Consider the following 26,668-nt stretch of genomic DNA (forward strand, 5'->3'; position numbering starts at 1 on the left):
TAATACTCTCAAACATGAAGGACCCTAAGGGCGATTGGACATATGCCAATCGCTTTAGGGTCCTTACATTCACGTGCCCACTCACTTCTCCATCCACTCGCGCCGCAAAGCAAACAGCTCGCGAAGCTCGCCCGTGGACATCTCCGTGACCCAGTTCTCGCCGGTGCCGATGAGTTGGTCGCTGAGGCCCTTCTTGCGCGTGATCATCTCATCGATGCGCTCTTCAAGCGTGCCCAAGGTGACGAACTTGTGCACCTGCACGTCGCGGGTCTGACCGATGCGGAAGGCGCGGTCAGTGGCTTGATTCTCGACGGCGGGGTTCCACCAACGATCGTAGTGGAACACATGGTTCGCCGCGGTGAGGTTGAGCCCGGTTCCTCCTGCTTTCAGCGAGAGGATGAAGATGTGGCAGCGCTCCTCCGCGGGGAGCGTCGCGTCCTGGAAGCGCGCGATCAACGCATCGCGCTTCGCCTTGCTCAGCCCCCCGTGCAAGAACTGCACGGGTTCGCCCCGCTCCTGCGCGATCCGCGCCTGCAGGAGGTGGCCCATCTCGACGAACTGGGTGAAGATGAGGCAGCTGCCTCCATCGCTTCTGAGTTCGTCGATCATTTCAAGCAGCCGCTCAAGCTTCGCTGAGCGCGCTCCTCCCGTGCCGACTGCACCGGCACCAACACTCACCCCATCCTTCAGAAACAACGAAGGATGGTCGCACACCTGCTTGAGCTTCATCAGCGCAGCCAGAATCAAACCTTTCTTCTCAATCCCGTCCACGCTGTCGATCTTCTCCATCAAGCTTTGCACGACGTTTTCGTACAAAGCCCCCTGCTCAGGAGTCAGAGCCACGTAGGCTTTGGACTCATACTTATCCGGTAAATCCAATTGGATGGCCGGATCTTTTTTGACCCGTCTGAGCAGGAACGGTCGGACCAGACGCTGCACGCGAGCAGAGAGCAGCGGCGAGTCTTCTTCACTATTCTCAATTGGCCCCGCGTATTGATGATTAAAGTGCTTCAGAGTACCCAGGTACCCTGGATTAATAAAATCAAAAATCGACCAAAGCTCTGTCAGTCGATTCTCAATCGGCGTTCCCGTCAGGGCAATGCGCTGTACAGCGTTCAAACCGCGTATCGCTTGGGACTGCTTGGTGTAGACGTTTTTGATATTTTGCGCTTCATCCAGACATAGGGCATCCCAGCTGACACCTGACAGTTCCTTTTCATCCAGCTGGGCAATGTTGTAAGAGGTGATCACGAGGTCCGCTCCCTGAATGGAAGCTTCGAACTCCTCGCCTCTGGCCCGCTGCGCACCGTAGTGGAGATGGACGTTCAGCCCAGGCGCGAAACGCTCCAATTCTTTTTGCCAATTGCCCAGCACAGAGGTTGGGCATATCAACAGTGACGGCGTTGAACCCGATTCCATCGCTAATAAATAGGCGATAAACTGAATCGTTTTCCCAAGCCCCATATCATCCGCCAGACAGCCTCCTAGACCGATCTTACGCAGAAAAAGGAGCCAAGACACGCCCTCCTGCTGATAATGCCTTAAATCAGCCTCCAAGCCCTCAATCCGCTCCACAAGCGGGATGGACTTGATCTGATTCAACTGTTTCAGCAAGGTCTTCAAGCTGCTGTTCAGTTCAACGCGGACTTTCATCTTGGCTTTTTCTTCTTCTTTGGCCGATTGTCCCGCATCCGCTTCCTCTTGCTCTCCGCTATCGATCAGATGCATTTCCAAAACTTCGCGGAACGAGAGGCCCTTCTTTTTCTCCATTTGGCGCATTGTGGCCTTAATTTGCTCCAGATAGGCAGGATCCAGCTGCACCCATTTGCCGCGGATATAAATTAGCCGCTTTTTCTGCTCTGCCAACTCCACGAATTCTTCTTCTGACAAAACCACGCCACCCAGTGCCACACGCCAGTCGAACTGAATGATTTGATCCATCCCGAACATCGCTTTTCGCGAGCCGACTGAGCTTTTCAGCTTCGCTTTGAGCTGTGGACGCAGACGTTGGAGTTCCTCCCACCATGATGGCAGAAAGATTGAAATGCCTGCCGCCACCAACTGCAGACTCCATACGGTCAGGAATTCCCAAGCTTGATCATCGGACAACTGTTCATTAATTTTCCCGACTTGGAATTCACTCTCGAGTTGAGGAAGGATGCGCAGCAGGCGTTCTGCCTGTGCCTGGATGCTCATTTCCATCGTTTCCTTCCATGCAGCAGGAACTTGTCCCGACAAGCTATTGCCCGCTGAACTGAACTCCACGATTCGGTTCGCATCCTTGCGATCCTGTGCGATGAACCGGAGCCGCCAATCAGCGCCGTTATCCTTAGCTGTTGTCGTTCCATCGACGTAAGTTTCCGCATATGGCTCCACCAACTGTACACAAATACGATAAGATGTGATGTCTTGTGTCCAACCGATAGCTAACAGCCAATCTTTCTCTTGCATCCAGCTGGCATGGGCTCTAGCCCTGTCGAAATCGGGATCGCTTGTTCTGAGCAAAAGGTTCCCTGCAACCAAACCACGCCACATTGTACTTATCTCAGAATCAGGATCCTGATGCAGCATCTCCCCCACAATGTCAGCGAACCATCGGCGCCAAAAAGTCTCATTGACCCGCTTCTCACTGAGAAGCTGCTGCAACTGGTCCATCTTCTCGTCAGGGAGATTCAGTTTCCAGCCTATCCGACCATCGCGCCAATCTTCAAAAGAGGGCATGTACCAGCCTTCTTCCAGCGCTTCTTTATAGATTAAAGCTGCTTGCTGCATCAGCAGCACATCAGCATCCCACGATAATTTGGCATGCAATAAAACGCCCGGCTCCGCCAAATAATCCATCGTCATATAGGGACTTAGCTCTATGCCTTCTCCGCGTGAGGAATGAACCTGTTTAAGCTGATTGCCATAGAAGGACCGCTCATGCCAGGCAAATAGCAGCTTTCTAAGCCTATAGCCTGGAACAATATTGGCTTCTTCTGTTTCTCCGTAGCAGACGAAGCTCCCTCTAGGGAACCTTTGCAGGCTGATATGAATCTGTGACAAGCTGATCATGGTAGAAGCTTCCCTTTCTGCAATTCCTCTTGAAATGCGCGATAGCGCGAATACTCTTGCACTAAGTACTGGATATAAGCCTCGAATCGAGACGTTTGCTTCAACTTTTTATAGGCGGCTGCTAGCTTTTTAAGCAGTTTAACAGCCTCGCGGTAAGCATCACGATTTTTCGTTTGGATACATTCTTCAGCCGCATAATGGTAAATAGGCAGTACCAAGCGCGGGTCCGCTTTCTCAACAAGTTGCAATTCTCCAGCCGAGATTTGCAGCGGTGTTAAGTTCAGCAGCAGACAGAGATCTGCCCACGTTTTGTACTCTTTTTTCTGAAAGAGGAAGCTCGAATAATCACGATAACTCGCCGGCAGCAAGGTCACCATCGCCTGCCTATGTTCGCCTTCAACATCCATATATCGTGACGCTTCTTGCCAGAAAAACAAATAATCACTTGCATAATGAGCCGCATCCTTCTGAACCTCCGGCCCTAACCAGCGAAGCCATTTCAAGAGGCGTTCCCCTTGTTCTTCCTGTAGGAATATTTTCAAATAGCCAAACCAATCGCTCGGCACGATCGATGAGCATTCCTGCGTCACCCGCTCCCAAGCGTTCTCATCTTCTTCGCTCATAATATCAAAGTGGGCTAAAGCCATAACGGCCGCTTCATGACCATAGCTTTCCGGCCTTCTAGCCGCAACGATTGACCGCAGTCTAGTAAGCTCGTCCGTCACTAAATTCTTCTCATTCAGCAACTCAGACCATAGGAGTTTATAGAGGTCATACCACTGCCTTTGGGAATTGAAGGCCTCTGCATCCATAAATCCTGCCAGATAAGCCCCGATTTCCTTCAAATGCGCGGAATACTTAGTCTGCGCTTTCTCAACATTGATTTCCCATAAAGCGGTATGCAGCCGTTCTCGGCTGTGCTTCGCTATTTTCGCAAAAAAGTACTCCGCATTATAAAAGAAATCATACACCCCGGACTTGGACTGCATCAGAGCATTGCACAGCTTCATGAGATAAAGATTAACTTGAATGTCATAGATTCCGCGTATGGCGGGCTCCCAATCATCTGCCAGCTTGTTCAGCTGCCCCCAGGCGCGCATATACAATTCTTCCATACTGAACGCATTGTAAATTCTGGAATTCGCATATTGCTTTTCAAAATAGGTCACCCACGCTTCACAACTATCCGTCTCTTTGGGCAGTTTAACCGCCTTCTTGGAGGAAAGATCGAATTTAGGGGACGTTTTGGAACTTGTTTGCTTGGGATTTCTGAATTCCTTAGGATCATATCCTTCTTGCTCAGCGACTTTAAATAAAACTGCCGCCATATGTTTGCACTTAGCACCATAAGGACAGTTGCAGGTGCTCTTGCTGAATGCTTTTAAATCGAGATGGACCTTGTAGCTGCTTGATCCTGAGACACGCGCTTTAACTACCGACGTTCCTTCTGTTTCTATCGCCCTCACAACGCCATCCCGATAATATTTCCAACCTCGTTCAAGTATGGTACTGTCAAAAAAAGACCGGATCCGCCCCGTCCAATGATTCCAGTCTATCGCTAACTCTGACATGATGGTGTTCCTCCGCATTTCGACAATTTCATCTTTTAATTATACCGAATCCCTTCGCTCATGGACACCTTCTCCCAAGAAAAGAACCCCCAAACCGAATCATTTCGATTCTGTTCAGGGGTTGCCTGGGATCTTATTTGCGCAGCATGCCTTGGTGCGGGTGCGGGTGCGTACCGCAATACTCGTCGACCTCAGAGCACGTATATACGTGCTCATAGACAGGAACACAGTGATGTCTGTTTACGATTTGAATTGGGTGAATGACTTGCACCTTTTGCGGGTGGTAGAAGTCTCTGACCACTCTTTCTGGATCTGTCATTATCGGGTCAGCCGGTGGACACTGAAATTGTTTTCCTTGCATGGGTTGATTCGGTTGGTAAGCCATTGATACGTCAACTCCTCTGTTGGTTTGAGATAGTATACGTCTATGCCTAGTCCAAGGAATGTACCAATGCCTATATTTGCAACATTTAGGCGCTTTCCCGTAGGCCAAGCAGATATACGTCCAAGCAACCTTCTAATAGCCATATACCACTCCCATTTGTCGCACATTTTTGTTACAATTGAGAAACCACTTTTCATTGCTCGTATTTATTAACCATGACATAATAAATTTCTTCATACCTATACAAGGAGGAGGGGGAAGATGCAGCCTGCAACCCACGAAACGCTCCCAACTAATCGCCATCTCACCTACTCGCATACCCTTGCTCATTCCGTTATGCACATTGATCATAAGCTATGGCAATATTTCCACTATCAACAAATTAATAACCGCTTGCATGCCTGGGCTTCAGCAGCCACAGGGTCATTCTTCCGCCAGCCGACAGAATGGCAGCTTGTTCATGATAATCTTCATATCCAGCTCCCTCGCTTACCAGAGGGTTACCTCCCTTTCTCCGATGCAGGAAACGAGCAGCTCAGTGATACGGCAAAAGGGCAACTGCTTGTCTCACTCTGTAAAGCGCTTTCTATTATGCATGAAGAACAATTTTACATGGGTTTTTTACTGCCCGACATGCTGTTTTTTCATCCGCAAACCTTACACATTATCATCGACGTTCAACCCTTCCCGTCGGCCAACGAGTTTATCAATCATTTGTTGACCGATTATCCGTTCGCTTCATTTACACGTTACGCCAGAAGGTTTCTCCTATCACGCGTGGCGGACTTTGAAGCTATTCATCTACTGATCCAGTCACTTTACAAATCAATTCCTACTTCTCTTCGGCCGCTTGCCGAGCGTCTTCGCACTCAGCCGGAATCTTTTCTATTTGCCAATGAAATTGCTGATCTCATTCTGATTAGTCTGGACATGCCCCCTGAAAATAAAACCGTCACATATGTGGGGAAGAATTTGCTGCACCCAGCTGCTGCACCTGTAACCGAGGAACAGCGGGAGCATTTCCGTTATTTTCTGCAATCGGGCGGAGAACGTTTATTAGGACTCATCTGTGAAAATGAAGCGATTCGCTTCGATGTCTACACACAGCATATTAACGAAGTGCTTGAGAATGGTTACTTTTTCAAAATTGTCTCCCAATCACTGCCCTACGCCACTTTGCGAGAAGTCGTGACTCGAACCCTGCACTTAGCCTACGGGATTCTGCCCGAATCCGTAACCATGCTGCGCAACTTATCGCGGAAATTCGATCAACTGCTGAAGAAGCATTATGAAGGAGATGATATCCTTTATTTGCTTACGGAGTGGCTGGTTCAGTTTTTCTCATCGGTGATCCCTCTGTTTCCAGTTCAGAAATTTTTCTATATTTTTGAAAACTGCGAGCATTTCGATGATGATTCTCAGCTTATTCTGCGGAATTTCTGGAGAGAGCAAGGGCGTGACATGGCCAGCTTGCATTTTACGTTTAGCGGCAGCCAGCTTCCCCAGCATTTCGCCGAGCTTTCTTTTCCAACATTGGATATCCTTGATTCTGATCCGGCCATCTATACGCAGTTGCTTGCCTCGCAGCTGGGTCGTGCTGATTCTAAGCTGCTTTGTGATCTCCAAGACTGGCTGCATGTGAACAAAACGAATATAAGCCACTGCCGAATTATTCTCGAGGAGCTTATTTCATCTAAGCAGATTCTGCTTACTGAAAGCGGTTGGCACAGGACGGCGACTTTTCATCTGGATGACAAAAAGTTGTATCCTCCATGCTTGTTTGCTGGTCGCATCGCTCAACTGGACTCAGAAGAATTAGAACTATTGCGGCTCCTTTGCTGCTTGCCGATGCCTATCAATCTATTTTCCATGTTCACCGCTAATCAGAAGGATTTGGGCAGCGTGCTGCCCTCTCTTACGCGATTAGCTGAGCTTGGGCTAGCTCATGTCAGTCACAATGACAACGTATTTATCTCGAGCGAAATCACGCAATTGGTCTTTGAGCAGCTTGGATCATCTGCCTTAACAGCTTACTATCAAACTGCTTTGCACTACCAACATCAGTTTCGCCCATTTGCCCTGCCGCAGCTTATTACGCTCTCCAGTTTGGCCAGTGAGTATAAAGTCGAATACTATTTGTTGTTAAAATATTACAAGCAGATCCGTTCGCTTCTTTCGTATAGTCAGAAGATCGAATTGCTGGAGCGCATTAAATATTTGCTCGAAAAGCTCGAACGGCCGTATCTTATTTTCCTGGATCGGCTGCTCAGTCGCATCTACCATCTTCTGAATCAGTTTACGCTCTCTGAACAATTAGCCTCAACCGTTTATGAACATACCGGTAAAATTACGGATCGCTTTGCCTGGACGTTCCTGCGCATCATTCAAAACGAAGAAGACGTATATGAACTGCGTGATAAGCTGTTTCCTTACATCTTCGATGCAACTCAAGCTTTGGAGAATCGCGTCAGAGCAGCCTTTTTACTGAACACCAGCAATTTCTGCTTCCCCTTGCAGGATGAAGAAATGAGTCAGCTCCATATTTTCTATATGGAAACCGTGTATCCGAATCGAAACCAGTTGACACTGCGCCATTTCGCAGAAGTTTCGAATTATTATGCAATCAATCTATTGATCCACTTTCCGGAGCTGGAGGAATGGGCTCTATCGATCGCCGCCAAATTGGAGCCGCTGCTGGATACGTCCCCGCATACGGATCTGATGCTCCGTCTTTATGACGTTTATTCCTACCAAAGCAATAATAAGCTGATCAATAAGTATGTGTACCGCGGGATTGAGGGCGCCATGCGCTCTGGCTACACGCTCAAGGAACAAGTCGGTCATCTGAACGCGATGGAATTCTCTCTGAACCAAGGGGATATGGCGAGCTATTTGTATCACAAGGAACGTGTTGTCCAGGTGGACGAGCTGAGGCGGAAGGATTTGGCCGAGAATTATTTGACGAATCAGCTTCTCTTCGCGCTGGAATGGGAGCAGTGGGCAACATTTCACGAGTTGGAAACGATTCTGATTGCTCAGCACATTACAGAGTCTAGCCAGGCCCTGCTGTCCGTCTTTCAAGGCTATGCCGCTTTCCGGCAGCATCAGCCCGTTCACATTCCTGCCTCGCTCGAGAATGAGCATAACGCGGTTTTCTTGGAGGCCTTGCTTCAGACAGGCCGCGGAAATCTGGATATGGCCTGCCAGCTTTTTGGGCAATTTATTGCCAAAAACAACTCCGGCCTTTTCACAGGTTGGGCTTATCGCGAACTGCTCGCTTTGCTGCTAAAGCTTAAATCAGAGCACGTGGAGGCAGGATTTGAACATTTTGAAACCTACATGAAACGGTATGCCTATGATGTCTTCTGGCCGGATTATTACCGGCTTTCTGCTGATCGGGCGATGCACGAAGGAGACATACAGTCTGCCATGCTGTATTTAAGGCGGGCCTTGAATGGCTATCAAATGATTCAAAAAGACAACTGGCAGCCCTACTTGAAGGCATGTATGGAACTCGTCATTCAACCTTCCTTCTCTCCGGCTACCCCGGCTATCATGCAGAATGATTTTGTGCTGAAAATGATTGCGGACCGCGAACAGTGGCTGCTCCTATCGCTCGATTTACAGATCATCATCGAGCTAAGCGAGCAAGTGACAGAAACCTTGGATTTGGTTACGACCATGCAGCGGCTGACGAAAGCACTATTTGACTACTTCCCGGTGATTCAGCTGGCTGTTACCTATAACTTGCTGCACGATAAGCAGAAGTACTTCGTTACCGCATCCGGATTAAGAGACCACGATGAACTAGTGGCTTATCAAACCCGCAGTGAGGGCAGCACCACGCTGTCCTTCACCCTTTTTCAGCGCGGTGATCAAACGATCACGCTGCAGGTCAATGTGGATGGCATGACCAAAACGAAACTCCAGCACATGGAGCACTTCCTTTCGTTCATCAAACCGCACATCATTAACGTTCTCCTCCATCGGGAGATGGTCATTGACAACCTGACCGGCTTTTATTTGCGGGGCCATTTCATGGAAAAGCTGAGAGATGAATTCGAACTTTCCAGCCGCTATCAGCTGGATCTATCCGTTATCATGATCGATGTGGATAACTTTCGGCGAGTAAATGACTACGGTCATCCCGAAGGTGATCGCGTGCTGCGGGAAATTGCCGATATCTTCCGCTTCAATTTACGGAAAAGCGACATCGCAGGGCGCTACGGCGGCGAGGAGCTTATTCTTATTTTGCCAAAAACAGATGGCAAAGAAGCACTCAAGATCGCCCGCCAATTGCGCAGCGAGATTGAGAAGGAATTCGCCTTCGGGCGGCCTTACACCATCACCGTCAGCGTGGGGGTCTCCTCCCTCGAGCTCTGCCAACCGAGCTCCGTGGAGCAGCTTATCGAGCAGGCGGATATGGCCGAGATTAGGGCGAAGAAGACAGGGAAAAACAAGGTCGTTGCGGCTTGGGAAAACGAAGAAGACTGTCGACAAGACGACTAATAAGCGCCTTGAAATACGCGGACTGTGCGGTGGCACCTCCAATTCTAAGAAACGTCTCACGTTGTTGATTGGTTAAATCCAATCAAACAGCCGTATAGGCAGTCAATTTCGCATCTACATTGGATTTATCCAATGGTATCAGATAAAAAACGCCATATAGGCCGCAGATTTGAGGATTTCAATGGATAAATCCAATCAAACAGCCGTATGGGCGCCCAAATTCACGATTACATTGGATTTATCCAATGTAATCAGATTTCCTCATGTTAGTCTGGTACGGAATCTTAAAGTTAGCTAGTTTAAATAGATGGTTGGGAGAACGCTGAGAGTAGCAGATAACGACAAATAGCAGCTACTCAAAGGAATAAGAACCTTTGGGAGCTGCTATTTGCGATAAAAGGGATATTGGAATGAGATAAGAGCCCCTAACTAAGGGCTCTTATCTGTCGCAAATACGGTGGCTGTTCCTACTCAGACAACAACCCGCGTTCTACCAAGTAGGAAAGGATCAAACTTACAGACTCATCCACATTCAATCGATCGGTCGGAACGACGAGATCTGCCGCGGTGGGTTCCTCATACGGTGAACTTATCCCGGTAAAGTCAGCGATCTCGTTGTTACGTGCTTTGCGATATAAACCTTTCGGATCTCTGGTTTCGCAGGCCTCCAGCGAACATGACACAAAGACCTCGACAAAAGCATCTTCAGCAAACAAGCGCCTCACAGCTGCTCGCTCTTCACGGAAGGGGGAAATTAAGGAAGTGATCGCGACTACGCCCGCGTCCACGAGTATTTTCGCCATTTCGCCTGTTCGACGCATGTTCTCTTTGCGATCCTCGGCACTAAATCCGAGATCCTGGTTTAGGCCTAATCGGAGATTATCTCCGTCCAGTACGTATGAGCGAATCTTTTTATCATCGAAAAGTCTCCGTTCCAGCGCTTGCGCCAGTGTGGATTTTCCAGAGCCGGATAGACCCGTGAACCAGATGACCATGCTTTTATAGCCGTTTAGGGAAGATCTTAGTTCATTAGAGATGGAGGAGGATTGCTCTGTTAGGTGTTTATTCATCGAAGTCGGTCTCCCTCTTTCTTTTATGCAGAATCTATATTGTTTTTATTTATTCCATATAAAAGTCTAATAATCCTCCCCAAATGGCAATTTAGCGGTTCTGCCTGTTCTCGGGTCTTAAATCCTACTGCTAGGGCAGAGGCTGATTCGTTTAATACCTACTTTTTAAGCTGTATCGCTCTTAAAATGATAGTCACCGCTTCTGCGCGTGTCGTATTCGCTTTCGGCTTCAACGTACCGTCCTCGTATCCGTTAAATAAAGCTTTAGCCGTTGCTGTAGCTAGCGCGGCGCGAGCCCAGTCGGATATTTCAGCGTTATCCGTAAAGCTGTCTATACGATCCCCCGCAGCGGTGATCTGTGCAGCGCGAATGGAAATTACCGCCATTTGTTCGCGGGTAATCAAGTCATCAGGACCAAAGGCGCTTGCGCTATATCCCGTAACTACGCCCAGTGCGGCCGCAATCTCAATGGCATTTCGCGCCCAATGAGCCTGCGTATCGGCAAAAGCTTTCCCTGTTTGTGCCTGTAGATGAAAGGCTTTTACAATCATAGTAACAAACTCAGCTCTTGTGATCTGATTATTCGGCTTAAACGTATGATCCGAATAGCCATCTATTATGCCTAGTTGAATCGAATCACGAATGCTCGTTTCGGCCCAATGCCCCTTGATATCGCCAAGATCCACGACTTCAACTGGAGGATTAGTCGTCGTCTTTTTATCCGTTACCAGAACAGCAAACTTCGTAAAATGACGAGTAGATCCGGATACCGTTCCTTTGGTCTGGTCTATTTTCTGATCATCCAATAGTTCCCACTTCTGGCTATGCTCGTTCAATCCATAAATTGCGGCTGCTGATTTAGAAAAATCAATCTTTGCCTTGTCAAAAGGCAATGTAATAACAACAGCCTTCAAGAAATCACCGGCTTTATCTTTTGTAATCTCGTAGATCTCACTTGCCAAGCCCATTGAATTGTCAGAAGGCAGGCTAGAATTGTCGCTAATTTTATTCACTGTAACCTGAGTGTCGGTATCTACTGCACCTAGCGGCACATCGATTTGGACCCCATTTAAGATTAACGTTCCTCCGCGAGCTGCCCATATCGTTCCGACGTTACTAGGACCACCTCCGCCTCCTCCGCCACTGCTGTAAGCTGCTGCTGCTCTATTCACATACACAAGATAAGTTTTATTTGACCCATCTTGAGCTGTTACAACCAATTCCATCCGATTACTACCTATATCGAGCGGCAGCGATTGTGTTGCCTGACCAGTAGTTAAGTTAAATGGACCTACCACAAGGACATTACCATTGTTGTACAAGCTACCTAGTATGGTGGAATTGCGATCATATACGCTAGCCGTAACATTCATGCTTGAGATTGGATTAGTCACATTAAAATGATACGTTGTTCCCGTCACAGAATCGGGAATTAAGGTCAATCCCCCGCTGCTTAGCGTCAATCCGCTCAAACTGGGATTGCCCGCCGGAGCAGCAGACCGAGTGACCACCACTGTATAGGATGCCAGCGTTCCATCCTGCGCAGTGACCGTATATGTCACTGGCGAAGTGAAATCGTTCGCCGTCGTTCCGCTCACTTGCGGGGTGGAACCTACCTTCACCGTCGATCCTGCGGAACTCGTGAACGTCGCCACTAAGGACGGCACGGCTGTTCCATTAGGCACGGTTAATGCGATATTCGTGCCATTAATCGTTCCCACTACCGCTGGGGACAACCCCTGGAAGCTGTACGCCGTCAGGTCCTTCGCGCTGCTCGCCGCCGCAACATTTACCGTGACGATCCAGTTCTGGGTACTGTCATCCGCTGCTCTCACCAAATACGTGACTGGGTTTGTAAAATTGTTAACTGTCGAGTTACTGATCTGCCCCCTGGAACCTACCTTCGCAGAAGCTCCGGGAGATAAAGTGAACACGGCCTTCAAGCCGGTTACATTGGTACCGTACACCACTTGAATCACAACTGTGTGCGCAGTGGTGTCAATGACAGCTGGACCGGTTTGCTGAGGAAAGCTAAATGCCGTAATAGCTTTCGCACTGCTCCATGCAGCGGTTACGGTAACTGTCCAGTTCTGCGTAATACCGTTCTCTGCTTTGACCACATAAACAACCGGGTTCGTGAAATTATTTGCAGTCGTGCCGCTCACTTGATCCGTAGTCCCGACCTTGACTGTGGCTCCTGCAGATAAAGTGAACACGGCTTTCAAGTTGGTTAGACTGGTGCCATTCGCCACTTGAATCGCAACTGTATGATCGGTAGCATCAATTACCGCTTGGCCGGTTTGCTGAGTCAAACTGAATGCCGTAATCTCATTTTCGGTACCTACCGCAATAGTTACGGTAACCTTCCAGTTTTGCACAGTGCCATTCTCTGCTTTGACAACATAAGTGACTGGGTTCGTAAAATCGTTCACGGTCGTGCCGCTTGCCTGATCTATGGTGCCGACCTTTGCCGTCGCTTCTGCCGATAGAACAAACGTTGCCACCAAGTTATTCACATTGGCACCGCTCATCACTTCAATCTCTACGGTATGCGCAGCCGTATCGATGACAGCAGAACCGGTTTGCTCAGGCAAACCGAATGATAGGATCTCATTCGCATCGTTCGCTTTAACGTTCACCGTGTACGTTGTCTTCGTTGTTCCATCCGTCGCCGTTACGATAACCTTCTTGCCCGTGGCCAATCGGGTAGCTTCGGTTATTCCGTCCTCATCATAAATTTCAAACACTGCTCCCGTTGCTGGTGTAATTGCTGCCTTAAATACGGCTAACGTTGTACCATAGGGAATGTCCGTTATGCTTTCGCTAGCTGTTCCTCTTATACTTACATTTCCGATCGTAGAAGTCAGCGTTGCATTAGAATTGGGTACAATCCATTTCGCATACAAGATCGTATTAGCCGCTATAGCAAAAGAATCCCCCGGTTTATAGGAAATACCGCCGCCATCCGCCTGCGTATTCCATCCATTGAAAACATAACCTGGCTTGATTAAATTAATCATACCGGAATAAATGCCAGCTTTTACACCTTGCATAAAAGAATGACTCGTCGGAATAGTTCCACTGGTACTTCCATTCCCGTCATAGTCCAAGTAAACCTGAATCTCCGACAAATAAGGATACCCGTTATTATGCAAGGCATCTATCGTCCATACATTCGCAAAATCCCAACTATGAGCACTATCTGCTTCATAAGTACTTTTCGTCTGCATCTGCACAGTAGATTGGCCCAGGCCTCCTGCAGAGACCGATTGTGCTGTTGTTAGCGTGTCGTAGAAACTGTTGATAGCCACTCCCCCGCCACCCAGATGACTATCCAGTCTTTCTCCAACCAAACCGCCTACATCGATACTTCCACTCACTTTCCCAGTGGCGTAGCTGTTGTTAATCATTCCGCCGCCGTTTTGCCCGGTCAAACCGCCTACCTTCTCATTGCCCGTCACTTGCCCTGAGGCGTAACTATCGTTAATAAATCCATATCGGTTCCAACCTACCAACCCACCTACATATTCACTATCAGCACTTCCGCTTACTTGCCCTGAGGCGTAGCTGCTCTTGACCTCCCCACTTTCGTAGTTATCATTACTCCCAACTAAACCGCCTACGTTATATCTTCCACGCACTTCCCCTGTGGCAAAACTATGGCTGATTGTTCCTCCATTGTTGTCGCCAACTAAACCGCCCACTTGAGTACTTAAATCACTTCCACTCAGATTCACATTCCCCGTGGCATAGCTGTAGCTGATAATTCCCTCCATGCTGCTGCCGATCAAGCCACCCACTTGAAAACTCGAATTACCGCCATTCACATGACCTGTGGCATAGCTGCTCTGGATCTTTCCGCCTTGGGAATTGTCGTTTTTGCCTACCAAACCACCTATACTGTAACTTTCATCCGTTCCACTCACATTCCCTGTAGCGTAGCTGCCGCTAACTTCTCCGTTGTTGTTCGTAGCAACCAAGCCACCTGCATAGGGACTCCCATAGGCAACCGCAGGATTTGGGAACAAGCTCACTTGACCTGTGGCGTAGCTGTTGGTGATTATGCCATAAGACGCATTCCCAACTAGACCGCCCGCGACAAAGCTCCCGCTCACATCCCCTAGGGCGTAACTGCCACTGATCGTCCCATTTCGGTTCGAACCGACCAAGCCGCCTATCGTTTCACCTCCGCTTACCTTCCCTGAAGCGTAGCTGTCTCTGATCGTGCCATATTCGTTGTATCCAACTAAGCCGCCAGCATTCCTATCCTTACTTGCGACCAAGCTCACAATGCCTGAAGCGTAGCTGCTGCTGATCGTTCCATCTGACTTGTAACCAACTAAGCCGCCTACATATTTATTTCCGCTCACAATCCCTGCAGCATGGCTGCCGCTGATTGTTCCACTGTAGGAATCACCAACCAAGCCGCCTACATTTTCGCTCCCGCTCACATCCACTGAAGCGTAACTGTCCTTAATCTCTCCATTGTTGTTGCTGCCAGTCAAACCGCCTACACTAAAGTCTCCACTCACACTTCCTGTAGCGAAGCTGTTTTCTATTGTTCCTCCATCGTTCAAACCAACCAAAGTGCCAACTGCATATCCACCATGAATAGATACATTTTCCAGCTTCATATTCGCAACAGAACTTCCATTTCCGATACTCCCAAATAAGCCAGAAAAATCGCCATTGTGTATCATTAGCCCCGTTATTTGATATCCGTTACCATCCATGTGACCCTTAAATGGCGTGTCCTGATTACCTATGGGAACCCAGCCCGCTGCGGAATAACTGCTCAAATCAATAGGACCTGTCAGTTTAAAATAAAGATTCGCATCCAAGTAACTGCCCCTTACCTTATTCAGTTGATTGGCCGTTCCGATGAGGTACGGTTTGCTGGATGACCCCTCTCCTGAAAAATCAATTGCCGCAGATACTTTCCTGCTTCCAACCCCACCGCCTGAGATCGCACCGAACACGATCATAATGACCAATATCATAGTTATAACTCTACTGCTCAATTTCCGCATTCCTTTCTCCACTCCATCCTTTGCTTTCTGAGAAACGCATTAAACCCTACAATAAGTCTACAGCAGCCCAATAAAAGGATAATGAAAAATAATCCAATAAATAGAAAAAAACCGCGTAGCATCAATGCTTCGCGGTTTTTTTGAAGGACGAAAAATATTAATTTTGATTGTAAATTAATAAGCACAAACCCATAGGGACTGCGAACTGTGTATCTACATGTCACTAAAGCAATGAAAAAAGAAACTTCTCAAAAGTTCAGCGAACTCATGAAAACCCTCTAGTATAGCTGGATATGACGGTAAGTTTGTCAATTGTGAGTTGCTGCGGATTACGTTATACTTAAACTAAGGATGGTGATAAGCATGGATTTCATCAGAAAAGTGACAAACAGTGATGCACTAAAGCATATTGTCGATCTCCCTGAAAGCCTAAGAAATCAAGATGTTGAATTAATTATTTTACCACTTGGTGACTATTCTCATACAAAACAACCTTTCTCCACTTCTCCCACCGCTAGAGGCGCATTGAAACAGTACGCCAATTTGGATTTAATCCAATATGAACAAGATGCCTGGGAAAAGGGTGTGCAAGAAAAACATGAACATCGTTGATGCAAATTTAATTTTGCGGTATTTGCTGCAAGATGCTGCACAATTCTTAGATCAAGCCAAGGAAAAAATTGAAAACTATAATATCTTTATCCCAAATGAAGTCATCGCCGAAGTCGTGTATGTGTTGGAGAAGGTTTACAAGGTCGAACGAGTCCATATCTTTGATTCTTTACAAAACTTACTCTTCTACGGCAACATATCAACTCATGACAGAAATATCCTGATAGAGGCCTTAAAGGTTTATAGCGAAATTAAAATCGATTTTGTTGACTCCCTGCTCTTCGCCTATTCAAAGATCGGTGGACATACCGTTTTCACTTTTGATAAGAAGCTTAACCAGATGCTTAATGAACTACGGAATGTATAATAAAAAGGCTTCTCACAAAGTTCAATTCGAACTCGTGAGAAGCCTATTTTTATTCAATAAGGTCAAAATGTGGTCAAATGACGTGTTCTAACTTGAGTTCCCTTGCTGCGCAAGGGATTTCAGGTCAGTTTACATCATTCCGCCCATGCCACCCATGCCGCCCATATCAGGCATACCTGGTTTGTTTGCTTCTGGTTTATCAGCGATAACCGCTTCAGTTGTCAAGAACATAGCTGCAACGGAAGCTGCATTTTGCAGTGCGGAACGTGTAACTTTAGCAGGGTCAACGATACCTGCTTCGAACATGTTCACCCATTGGCCAGTTGCTGCGTTGTAGCCGATGCCTACTTTTTCGTTCTTCAGGCGCTCAACGATAACGGAACCTTCTTGACCAGCGTTAGCTGCGATTGTGCGAACTGGCTCTTCGAGGGAGCGCAGGATGATGTTAACGCCTGTTTGCTCGTCGCCAACAGCTACTACTTTAGCTACTGCGTTGTATACGTTAACCAGTGCAGTACCACCACCGGATACGATACCTTCTTCAACAGCTGCACGAGTTGCGTTCAGAGCATCTTCGATACGAAGTTTGCGCTCTTTCAACTCAGTTTCAGTTGCTGCGCCAACTTTGATAACAGCTACGCCGCCAGAAAGTTTAGCCAAACGCTCTTGCAGTTTTTCTTTATCGAACTCGGAAGTTGTTTCTTCCAATTGTGAGCGAATTTGTGTTACGCGCGCAGCGATATCTTTCTTGTCGCCAGCACCATCAACGATGATTGTGTTTTCTTTGGTTACACGTACTTGACGTGCGCTGCCCAATTGCTCAGGACGCGTGGATTTCAGATCCAAACCAAGCTCTTCTGTGATCACTTGACCACCAGTTAGAGCAGCAATATCGCCAAGCATAGCTTTACGACGGTCACCGAAACCTGGAGCTTTAACAGCTACGCAAGTGAATGTGCCACGAAGTCTGTTCACAACAAGCGTTGCTTGTGCTTCGCCTTCAACATCTTCAGCAATAATCAGAAGTTGTTTGCCGGATTGAACGACTTTTTCAAGAACAGGCAAGATTTCTTGGATGTTCGAGATTTTTTTGTCAGTGATCAGAATGTATGGGTTGTCAAGGACAGCTTCCATTTTATCCGTATCAGTGATCATGTATGGGGAAGTGTATCCACGGTCGAATTGCATACCTTCTACAACTTCAAGCTCCGTCAAGAAGCCTTTGGATTCTTCAACAGTGATAACACCGTCTTTACCTACTTTTTCCATAGCTTCAGCGATCAACTCGCCTACTTCTTCGTCAGCAGCAGAGATAGCTGCTACTTGTGCGATGGATTGTTTGCCTTCGATTGGCTTCGCGATAGCTTGAAGCTCTTCTACAGCCGCTTTAACAGCTTTCTCGATACCTTTGCGGATAACCATTGGGTTAGCGCCTGCAGTAACGTTTTTCAGACCTTCACGGATCATAGCTTGTGCTAGAACCGTTGCAGTTGTTGTTCCGTCACCGGCAACATCGTTAGTTTTGGTAGCAACTTCTTTAACAAGTTGTGCTCCCATGTTTTCGAAAGCATCTTCAAGCTCGATTTCTTTCGCGATCGTCACACCGTCATTCGTGATCAACGGGCTGCCGAATTTTTTCTCAAGAACAACGTTACGGCCTTTAGGACCCAAAGTTACTTTAACAGCGTTAGCAAGAGCGTCTACCCCACGAAGCATCGCGCGGCGTGCGTCTTCACTGAACTTAATTTCTTTTGCCATGAATAGGAAACCTCCTCTGATTTAGAACCTTACATAAGTAAGTAGATTAAGCGGAATAAACTAAGTACGTGTTGCCGATCTATATCCTGCTAAATTAGGCTAATACAGCGAGAATGTCGCTTTCGCGCAAGATCAACAGTTCGCGGCCTTCGTATTTCACTTCAGTTCCAGCGTATTTGGAGAAAATGATGCGGTCGCCTTCGCTTACTTCAAGCGGAACACGAACGCCATCTTTTAACGCGCCTGCGCCTACGGCTACAACTTTACCTTCTTGCGGTTTTTCTTTCGCTGTATCTGGCAGCACGATACCACTTGCTGTAGTCTCCTCTTTCGCAACGGCTTCAATGATAACTCGATCACCTAACGGTCTGATCATGGAAAAATAGCCTCCTTTAGAAAATTGGTAATGGGTGTATTCGGTTATTAGCACTCGAATGTGTTTAGTGCTAACAACAATTCTTATGATACTCATTCTGGACGTAATTTGCAAGTCCTTTTACACATTTTTCAAACTTTGGGACACCCCCCTCATTCTATCCAAATGAAAAACAAATATTCGCGCTAACAGAGAAAAAACAGTCTGCACATGGGTGGCAGACTGTTTTCTTATTTGGGGCCGAATTCCTCCGCCCATTCTGCATCTTTGATCAACTGTTTGCGATAGATGAATCCCGACATAAAGACGCTGAACTCGTATAAAACAATCAGTGGCAAAGATACAAGGATAGCTGAAATCGCATCTGGCGGTGTAATAACCGTGGCCAAAATAACGAGCAGCATGTAGGCATATCTTCTGAATTTGTGCAAACGTTTCGGGTTCAAAAGACGGATTTTCGTCAGGAACATGACGACGATTGGCATTTCAAAGACGACAGCGAGCGGCAGAATAATATTAAACATGAAGGTAAAATATTGCGCTGCACCATACATCTCGTTGATATCAAGACTCCGGCTAATGGATGAAGTAAAGTAAAAGGCCATGGGAAAAACAACCCAATACCCGAAGGATAACCCTACGAGAAATAGCAAAAAGGCATAAGGAATATACACGATCGAGGCTTTCTGTTCAACCTCGCGCAGCCCTGGCTTCACAAAAGCCCATATGTGATACAAAATAACCGGCAAGGTAATGAGAAGGCCCACCGCCAAGCCAAAATTCATATACAAACGCAAAGCGTCCCAAGGTGAAAAAACGTTCCAACTGATGGTGTCTGCAGGAGGAATATTCTTGATATACTTGATGATCGGTTTAGCAGAAATCAAGCCGCCAATCATCCCGATGACCAAGACGACCAAGATCCACATGATGCGTTTGCGTAGTTCGCCAAGATGCTCGACGAGTGACATTTCTTCGTTCGTTGTCATTTTTCACCAACCTGAGCGAGTAGAATGAGCCTGAAGGGCTGTAGCACTTGACAGGCTAAAAAGGAATCGGCTAATCAGGCAAACGCCGTGTTTGGCTAGGTCTCGCGGGCGCTGCCGCAGGTGCGGCTGTCGGAGCGGCTTGTGTTCCTTCATCAGAGGCCGCATGCTGCTTCTGCAGCTGAACCGGAGCTTGAGCCACTGCTGTATCCAGTGGCTCTTCCATGGCAGCAGGTGCCACCTCTGATTCTCTCTGATCTTGTGCAGGAGTAGAGGAGATAAACTCCACAGCCGGCTTTGAAGATACCACGGGTTCAGCCGACTTCGTTTCCACGGCAGAGCTAGGAGCTGCTGCTTGCGCAGACGGTGCCGGATTGGAGGCAGAAGGCGCTGGGGTTTCATCATTCAGCAGCGCATGAGCACCATTTTTGAAATCCCTCACCGTTTTCCCGAGCATGCGCCCAATTTCGGGCAGCTTCTGCGGGCCAAATAAAACGAGGGCAACAATAGCGATTAATAAGAGCTCAGTAAAACCGATATTTTGGAACATGAGAATCATCTCCATTATTTGTAGCGACATCAACTAAACCTATTTAAACGAAACAACCTGTCTGCGCTCATATCATGAACCAGGGGGAACTACGATCCGCTATTTGTTGAAAAACGACTTATCTGCCCCATGAAGCGGAACTACAGTCCTTTATTCATCGAAATAAAGCTCCACCTGGGCCATCTATCGCCGAATAACGCACCCTAGTTCCCATTCCCAAGGGAAATAGATGCCATGAGGGCAAATAGCGTATTATAGTTCACTTTCAGACACACAAGCCACCATTAACACTGATAGAACCCGCCGTACCCCATCTCTGTAATATCGCTGCGCACGATCACATCGCCTGCGCAGATGCGCGGCAGCAGAACATCGAAGGACGTGTACGGGTCGTGCATAACGCAACCCGGCAAGCCCATAATCGGCACGTCGCCAAGATAGGCGATCATCAGCATCGAGCCCGGCAGCATCGGCGTGCCGTAGCTGACCACGCGGGCGCCGGCCTGCTTAATCGCGCCGGGCGTGCGGTCGTCCGGGTCCACGGACATGCCGCCCGTGACCAAGACCAGATCCACGCCCAGCGCAAGCAGCGCGTGGATCTCACCCACAATCGCTTCGCTGTCGTCGAGCACGAAGCGTTGGTCTACGACCTCGGAGCCGAGCCGCGCGACTTTCTCCTTCACAATCGGGCCGAATCGATCTTGGATTCGGCCCTTGAAGACCTCGCTGCCCGTCGTAATGACGCCGACGCGGAGCTTGCGAAACGGCTTCACCTCTAACAAGGTGAAGCCCTCTTCGCGGCGAGCGGCTGCTAAGCGCTCGACCTCGGCAACCTTCGCTTCGTCCACAATCAGCGGGATCACCCGCGTACCGACCAGCGAAGCGCCTGCTTCAACCACCGTGTTGGTGCGAATCGTCGACATCACGACTTCATCGAGGGCGTTCACTTCGTCAACGAACGCCTTGTCGATCTTCACCAAACCGTGAATCTCGGACTTCACGTTCACTTTCCCCTCATGCGGCTCCGTCAGCCTGAGACAGCCCTCACCAGCGATGGCCTTCGCCATACGCTGCGCAGCTTCGTCCTCATGGAGGTAGCCTGGCTGCAGCTCCATCGCATAGATGTGCTCCTTGCCAATGCTGAGCAAGGCGGGGATGTCCGCTTCCGTCACCTGATGCCCTTTGCGGAACAGCCGTCCCTTGAATTCACCTGGCAAAATCTGCGTAAGATCATGCGGCAGAATCATGCCAATCGCATCTTCTACCTTGACCTCGCGCAGCATGGATTCATGGTTAGAACTCACCCATGGTCACCTTCTTTACCTGTGAGAATCCCCAGCGCATGCGGGAGCTGATCGATAATCGCCATCAGGTTCTCCTGCACACCCTTAGGGCTGCCAGGCAAATTAATAATTAGCGTGCGTCCGCGAATACCGGAAACTGCCCTGGAAAGCATCGCTTTCCGTGTTTTTTGCATCGAAATCATCCGCATCGCTTCGGCAAAACCAGGCGCAACCCGATCGATGACATTGAGCGTTGCTTCCGGTGTCACATCACGAGGGGCTAAGCCTGTCCCGCCAGTCGTTAAAATCAAATCGGCCTGATAATAATCCGTCATTTCAATTAATGAAGCCATAATTTCATCCATCTCATCCGGAACGACCCGGTATTCGATGATTTCGCCTTGAATTTCTTCTTCAATCAGCTCGCGGATTACCTGAGCGCTAGTGTCTTCTCGTTCTCCTCGGTAACCGCGGTCACTGGCTGTCAAAATCGCAACTTTCCAGTGCATCCTTCGTCACCTCTCCCTTGTTCACTGAATGAGATAACCCCACTAACTGCGTGATCGTCGACTTTCTTAGCTATGTTAACTATCTTAGGCTGCTCTAGTCACGTCACTGTCATCTTTCTTGTCTGTGAAAATCCCCGTTTTTCCCGCCTGTCTTGAGAACTAGCAGCGTGGAGTTGATGATCATATCTTTCTCTACAGCCTTGCACATGTCATAAACGGTTAAAGCTGCCGCGGAGACGGCTGTTAAAGCTTCCATCTCAACACCTGTGGGTCCAGTTGTCCGTACAGTTGCTTCTATGTATAGTTCATCGTTGCCATTATCCGTAAACTGAATATCAATGCCTGTCAATGCAATCGGATGGCACATCGGAATCCAGTCTGACGTTTTTTTGGCAGCCATAATACCGGCTACCTGCGCTACGGCGAGGACATCGCCTTTTTTCATTTTACCCTGCTTAATCAAGTCCAGTGTCTCGTGCTTCATAAGTAATGTAGAACGAGCTGTCGCTGTTCGCTTCGTCTCGGTTTTATCCGAAATATCGACCATGCGAGCTCGTCCCTGTTCATTAAAATGAGTCAACTCAGAGGAATCAGGCAAGTCACTCACCTCTATTTGGATTCGGATTTAAGTACCATTTTGCTCTCGGTGACGATGCCGTCTACCCGGAAATCGTGCCAGGAGGAAGGAACCCCGGGAATCAGTTGCTTATCAAAAGCGGCCGCAACCGCAAAAGGTCTCTTCAAACTACGCGCTGCAAATAATTGCATAAAGCGATCGTAAAAGCCACCGCCATAGCCCAGTCTCCCGAAATCCATATCGAAAGCGAGGCCTGGCACCAAGATCATAGAAATCGTAGACAAGTCGTGCTCGATCTGCACCTCGTTATGAGGTTCTCTAATCCCCCATGCTCCACTTTCCAAATCGGTGTAGGCGTTGATGATATGCAAATTCATGGTCTTCGACTCTGCTACAACTTTCGGCACGAGCACACGAATTCCCTGCTGCCAGCACCATTCCATCAGTGGAGCTACGTCCAATTCCGACCGAAATGGCATATAGGTCATAATCGTCGGCGGAACCGGTGATTCGCGCCAGCCGGAACTAAGAAGCCGCTCCGTACATAGCTTGGTCATTCGCTCGTGAATGCGCTGCTGCTTCTCATCTCGCTCACCTGATACGATGGAAGCGCGTTTTTCTTCCATTTCTTTGCGTAACTCTATTTTCCGCTCTCGGATGTTCATACCTGCTTCAGCCCTTCCCTAACGAGGAGTGGTTTCCCCCATTTTAACATAAACAAGGAAAAAAACTATACTCGTACCCAAGACCCCAGCGGAATGCGCGTGATTACTGGAAAATGATCCGAATAATTCGTAGGAATCGTCCATGCTGAACCGATATGAGGCCAATTCGTGAACAAATCATCGATGCTTTTACCATCTGCCAATGTCGCTTTCATCGTTGGACGTAATGGAATGTTTGTGAGTTTCATGATGTCCATTTTTGTCAAAAATGACTCTAATTCCATATTAAAATCGCCTGCAACAATCTGCGGCTCCTTGCTCCCAGCCAAAATCTCTGAGATACGCGCCAACTGCGCTGTACGATCCGCTTGCGAGAGGCCTAAGTGTGTAGCGGCTACCTGCACGGATTCCGATCCTACTTGAATAGTAGCTGTCAGCAGACTTCTCGTTTCCAGCTTCCCTGGAAGCAGCTCATAGCTGTGATCCTTGATCGGGAAGCGACTAAGAATCACATTGCCATATTGCCCTACCATATAAGTTAGACTAGGCGCAAAAACCATCTGCATACCCAGCAGGTCAGCCAGCTCCTTAGCCTGATCCACAAACCCGCTGCGCAGACGGTAACGATCAACTTCCTGCAAGGCGATAATATCTGCCTGTTCCCCAGCAATAAGCGCTGCAATTCGCTTCATATTCACAGTACCATCTAAACCTTCGCCATGGTGAATATTAAACGTCATTATGGTCAAGCCTGCTGGTGTAGTTGTTTGTACGGCTGCAGGTAGTATTTTTGGGGTTAGGCCGACCTGTTCCGAGGAAATAGCTGCTAATTGCATCAACAGGATGAGTAAAGCCAAACTGCTTACATTTCTAATATGCCGCAAAAGTCCCATTCCCCCACCCCTACTCCGCCTGAATGTATGCAAAATTAAGCATACGATGCCCGCTTGCATGGTGTATACTAGTGAATTGATGGGATTTACTTGTCCCGTATCAAGCAGTTGTTCAGAGATTGTTTCATTAATAAGCAGGAGGTAGCTGCAAATGTTGTTGCAAGTTTCGAATATTTCCAAAAGTTATGGAGTACGTCCGGTACTCTCCAATATAACGCTTCAAATTGAAGATCGGGAACGGATCGGTTTAGTGGGCGTGAACGGCGCCGGCAAATCGACACTGCTCCAAGTGATCGCCGGGGAAATGTCCTATGACAGCGGTGATTTATTCAAAGCAAAAGAAACGAAGATCGGTTATTTAAAACAAAATAGCGGTCTGCAAACGGACAAATCCATCTGGAATGAACTTCTCAGCGTATTCAGTTCTTTATTGGAGACCGAGCGGGAGCTTCGCGAACTGGAAGTCTTGATGTCGGATCCTGAGCTTATTTCGGATGAAAAAAAATACGAATCCACGATGAATCGTTACTCCCTGCGTTCCGAGTGGTTTCGCGAGCAAGGCGGCTATGAAATTGAGGCGAAAATCCGCGGCATTTTACACGGCATGGGCTTCGGTCAATTTCCTCCGGATACACGTGTTCAAACCCTCAGCGGCGGTCAAAAAACACGACTTGCGCTGGCCAAAATGTTGTTGGAAGAACCCGATCTGCTCATGCTCGATGAGCCTACCAACCATTTGGACATCCCGACACTTACGTGGTTGGAAGGTTATTTGCGAGGCTATCCAGGCGCGATACTGGTCGTCTCTCATGACCGCTTTTTCCTCGATGCGCTGGTGACTTCAATCTATGAAATTGAGCGAAATTCATCCAAACGATACACAGGCAACTACTCAAGATTCATCGAAATCAAAGAAGCTAATTACGAAATTGAAATGAAGCAATTCGAGAAGCAGCAGGAAGAGATTTCGAAGCTGGAGGATTTTGTGCAGCGCAATATCGTGCGTGCCTCAACGACGAAGAGAGCGCAGAGCCGCCGCAAGCAGCTCGACAAAATGGATCGACTAGATAAGCCGATGGGTGATTTGAAACGGGCTTCCTTTGCGTTTGAAATTGCCCAAACGTCAGGGAAAGAAGTGCTCCAAGTTGATCGCATCGCGCTTTCCTACGATGGCAGAAATCGTTTATTGGACGGCGTGTCTTTCCAACTTCGCCGCTCCGAAACCGCTGCTCTCATCGGACCCAACGGCGTAGGCAAATCAACCCTGCTCAAAACTTTAATCGGACAGCACAAGCAAGACGCAGGTACTTTCAAATGGGGGACCGGCGTCACCATCGGATACTATGATCAAGAGCAAACCGGCCTAACTCCCTCCAACAGTGTGCTGGAAGAGGTGTGGAACACGTACCCTCATCTGGAGGAAGCGCGGATTCGCACCGTGCTCGGCAACTTTTTGTTCAGTGGTGAAGAAGTATTCAAGAAAGTCGCATCTCTAAGCGGCGGCGAGAAAGCGCGTGTGGCTTTGGCGAAGTTGATGCTGCAAAAAGCGAATGTTTTGATCCTGGATGAGCCTACCAACCATCTGGACTTATATAGCAAAGAAGTGCTGGAGTCGGCTTTGATGGACTATGAAGGCACCCTGCTGTTCATCTCTCATGACCGCTATTTCCTGAACAAAATGGCAGAGAGCATGCTTGACCTGCAAAAGGATGGACTCACCAGCTATTTAGGCAACTACGACGATTATGTGGAGAAAAAAGCGGAGCTAGCCGAAATGGAGACCAAGCGTCTGGCCAAAGAGGCAGAGAAAAAAGCCGCCAGCGGCTCCAGCGCCGTGAAGGCAGAGAGCACAAGCGGCGGCGGATACGAAGCGGACAAACAGGCTAAGAAAGAAGAACGCAGCCGCCAACGCAAAATTGAGCAGCTCGAGCAGGACATCGCCCGTTTGGAAGACGAGATCTCCGCCTTGGAGGCAGAGCTTGCGGATCCCGAGGTTTACAACAACTATGTCCTCGTCCAGGAGAAGACGGCTGCCGTTGAAGAGCGTAAGAGCTCACTCGCTGCGATTTATGAGGAGTGGGAAGGGCTGCTTGCCTGACGTTGGAGCGGGAGCGCCTTATTGACCTCTCTGCCGGACCGGACAAGCTCGCTTTTCCACACAAGAACCAGAGATAAGAGCCTCTAGTAGAGGCTCTTATTCCGCGTAAACACCCTCATTCTGCGTAGATAGCATCCTCCAACGGCTTCTATTCCTTCAACTAGCTTGCTTTTCCGCACCACAACCAGAGATAGGAGCCTCTAGAGGCTCTTAATCCGCGCGAACACCCACTTTCTGCGTAGATAGCATCTTCCAAAGGCTTCTATTCCTTCAACTAGCTTGCTTTTCCGCACCACAACCAGAGATCGGAGCCTCTAGTGCCTCCTAATCCGCGCGAACACCCACTTTCCTACGTAGACAGCAGCCTCCAACGGC

Annotated in this window: 18 protein-coding genes; 4 read left to right on the forward strand and 14 right to left on the reverse strand. The window is 48.3% G+C overall.

What is annotated here, in order from left to right:
• Nucleotides 1–81 precede the first annotated feature (81 nt).
• The 3 genes from IEY34_RS08090 to IEY34_RS08100 form a co-directional block, all read right to left on the reverse strand.
• Nucleotides 82–3,054 (reverse strand): DEAD/DEAH box helicase, encoded by a 2,973-nt coding sequence (locus IEY34_RS08090; protein ID WP_189010086.1) that lies wholly within the window; start codon nucleotides 3,052–3,054, stop codon nucleotides 82–84.
• Nucleotides 3,051–4,625: an SWIM zinc finger family protein gene (locus tag IEY34_RS08095; RefSeq protein ID WP_189010088.1), complete on the reverse strand. Its 1,575-nt coding sequence runs from the start codon at nucleotides 4,623–4,625 to the stop codon at nucleotides 3,051–3,053. The genes IEY34_RS08090 and IEY34_RS08095 overlap by 4 nt, the downstream gene beginning before the upstream one ends.
• Before the next feature lie 133 nt (nucleotides 4,626–4,758).
• Complete coding sequence (locus IEY34_RS08100) at nucleotides 4,759–5,010, reverse strand: hypothetical protein (protein WP_189010090.1); 252 nt, start codon at nucleotides 5,008–5,010, stop codon at nucleotides 4,759–4,761.
• Between the two features lie 261 nt (nucleotides 5,011–5,271).
• On the opposite strand from IEY34_RS08100, the gene IEY34_RS08105 reads away from it, so the two are divergent.
• On the forward strand, nucleotides 5,272–9,519 hold the full coding sequence (locus IEY34_RS08105; RefSeq protein ID WP_189010092.1) for a GGDEF domain-containing protein: 4,248 nt from the start codon (nucleotides 5,272–5,274) through the stop codon (nucleotides 9,517–9,519).
• 467 nt (nucleotides 9,520–9,986) lie between these two features.
• On the opposite strand, the gene cysC is transcribed toward IEY34_RS08105, so the two are convergent.
• Both cysC and IEY34_RS08115 read right to left on the reverse strand, forming a co-directional pair.
• Nucleotides 9,987–10,589: an adenylyl-sulfate kinase gene (cysC, locus tag IEY34_RS08110; protein ID WP_189010094.1), complete on the reverse strand. Its 603-nt coding sequence runs from the start codon at nucleotides 10,587–10,589 to the stop codon at nucleotides 9,987–9,989.
• A 158-nt stretch (nucleotides 10,590–10,747) separates the two neighbouring features.
• On the reverse strand, nucleotides 10,748–15,589 hold the full coding sequence (locus tag IEY34_RS08115) for an SGBP N-terminal domain-containing protein (RefSeq protein WP_189010096.1): 4,842 nt from the start codon (nucleotides 15,587–15,589) through the stop codon (nucleotides 10,748–10,750).
• A gap of 393 nt (nucleotides 15,590–15,982) precedes the next feature.
• On the opposite strand from IEY34_RS08115, the gene IEY34_RS08120 reads away from it, so the two are divergent.
• Both IEY34_RS08120 and IEY34_RS08125 read left to right on the forward strand, forming a co-directional pair.
• A complete protein-coding gene (locus IEY34_RS08120) occupies nucleotides 15,983–16,231 on the forward strand; it encodes a hypothetical protein (RefSeq protein ID WP_189010098.1) in 249 nt (82 codons plus the stop codon).
• Nucleotides 16,218–16,598 carry a type II toxin-antitoxin system VapC family toxin gene (locus IEY34_RS08125; protein WP_189010107.1) on the forward strand — a complete coding sequence of 127 codons (381 nt, stop codon included), beginning with the start codon at nucleotides 16,218–16,220 and terminating at the stop codon, nucleotides 16,596–16,598. Before IEY34_RS08120 ends, IEY34_RS08125 begins: the two co-directional genes overlap by 14 nt.
• A gap of 129 nt (nucleotides 16,599–16,727) precedes the next feature.
• On the opposite strand, the gene groL is transcribed toward IEY34_RS08125, so the two are convergent.
• The 9 genes from groL to IEY34_RS08170 all read right to left on the reverse strand — a co-directional run bounded on the left by groL (nucleotide 16,728) and on the right by IEY34_RS08170 (nucleotide 24,195).
• Complete coding sequence (gene groL / locus IEY34_RS08130) at nucleotides 16,728–18,356, reverse strand: chaperonin GroEL (protein WP_189010109.1); 1,629 nt, start codon at nucleotides 18,354–18,356, stop codon at nucleotides 16,728–16,730.
• Nucleotides 18,357–18,450: 94 nt separating this feature from the next.
• Nucleotides 18,451–18,732, reverse strand: a complete 282-nt coding sequence (gene groES / locus IEY34_RS08135) for a co-chaperone GroES (protein WP_028553854.1) — start codon at nucleotides 18,730–18,732, stop codon at nucleotides 18,451–18,453.
• Between the two features lie 230 nt (nucleotides 18,733–18,962).
• The gene (gene tatC, locus IEY34_RS08140) at nucleotides 18,963–19,721 is read right to left on the reverse strand and encodes a twin-arginine translocase subunit TatC (RefSeq protein ID WP_189010111.1); all 759 of its coding nucleotides are present in this window, start codon (nucleotides 19,719–19,721) and stop codon (nucleotides 18,963–18,965) included.
• A 70-nt stretch (nucleotides 19,722–19,791) separates the two neighbouring features.
• A complete protein-coding gene (locus tag IEY34_RS37490) occupies nucleotides 19,792–20,268 on the reverse strand; it encodes a twin-arginine translocase TatA/TatE family subunit (protein ID WP_189010113.1) in 477 nt (158 codons plus the stop codon).
• 284 nt (nucleotides 20,269–20,552) lie between these two features.
• Entirely contained in the window at nucleotides 20,553–21,551 is a 999-nt protein-coding gene (locus tag IEY34_RS08150; RefSeq protein WP_189010149.1) for a molybdopterin-binding protein, read from the reverse strand.
• Between the two features lie 17 nt (nucleotides 21,552–21,568).
• Nucleotides 21,569–22,060, reverse strand: a complete 492-nt coding sequence (locus IEY34_RS08155; protein ID WP_029197035.1) for a MogA/MoaB family molybdenum cofactor biosynthesis protein — start codon at nucleotides 22,058–22,060, stop codon at nucleotides 21,569–21,571.
• 109 nt (nucleotides 22,061–22,169) lie between these two features.
• Nucleotides 22,170–22,658, reverse strand: a complete 489-nt coding sequence (gene moaC, locus IEY34_RS08160) for a cyclic pyranopterin monophosphate synthase MoaC (protein ID WP_268240112.1) — start codon at nucleotides 22,656–22,658, stop codon at nucleotides 22,170–22,172.
• A gap of 11 nt (nucleotides 22,659–22,669) precedes the next feature.
• Nucleotides 22,670–23,302 carry a 5-formyltetrahydrofolate cyclo-ligase gene (locus tag IEY34_RS08165; protein WP_189010115.1) on the reverse strand — a complete coding sequence of 211 codons (633 nt, stop codon included), beginning with the start codon at nucleotides 23,300–23,302 and terminating at the stop codon, nucleotides 22,670–22,672.
• A 65-nt stretch (nucleotides 23,303–23,367) separates the two neighbouring features.
• Nucleotides 23,368–24,195, reverse strand: a complete 828-nt coding sequence (locus IEY34_RS08170) for an endonuclease/exonuclease/phosphatase family protein (protein ID WP_189010118.1) — start codon at nucleotides 24,193–24,195, stop codon at nucleotides 23,368–23,370.
• 151 nt (nucleotides 24,196–24,346) lie between these two features.
• Between IEY34_RS08170 and IEY34_RS08175 the strand changes: the two genes are divergently transcribed.
• Nucleotides 24,347–26,293 carry an ABC-F family ATP-binding cassette domain-containing protein gene (locus IEY34_RS08175; RefSeq protein ID WP_189010120.1) on the forward strand — a complete coding sequence of 649 codons (1,947 nt, stop codon included), beginning with the start codon at nucleotides 24,347–24,349 and terminating at the stop codon, nucleotides 26,291–26,293.
• Nucleotides 26,294–26,668 lie beyond the last annotated feature (375 nt).

Source organism: Paenibacillus marchantiophytorum (assembly GCF_014640555.1).
GTDB classification, from domain to species: domain Bacteria; phylum Bacillota; class Bacilli; order Paenibacillales; family NBRC-103111; genus Paenibacillus_E; species Paenibacillus_E marchantiophytorum.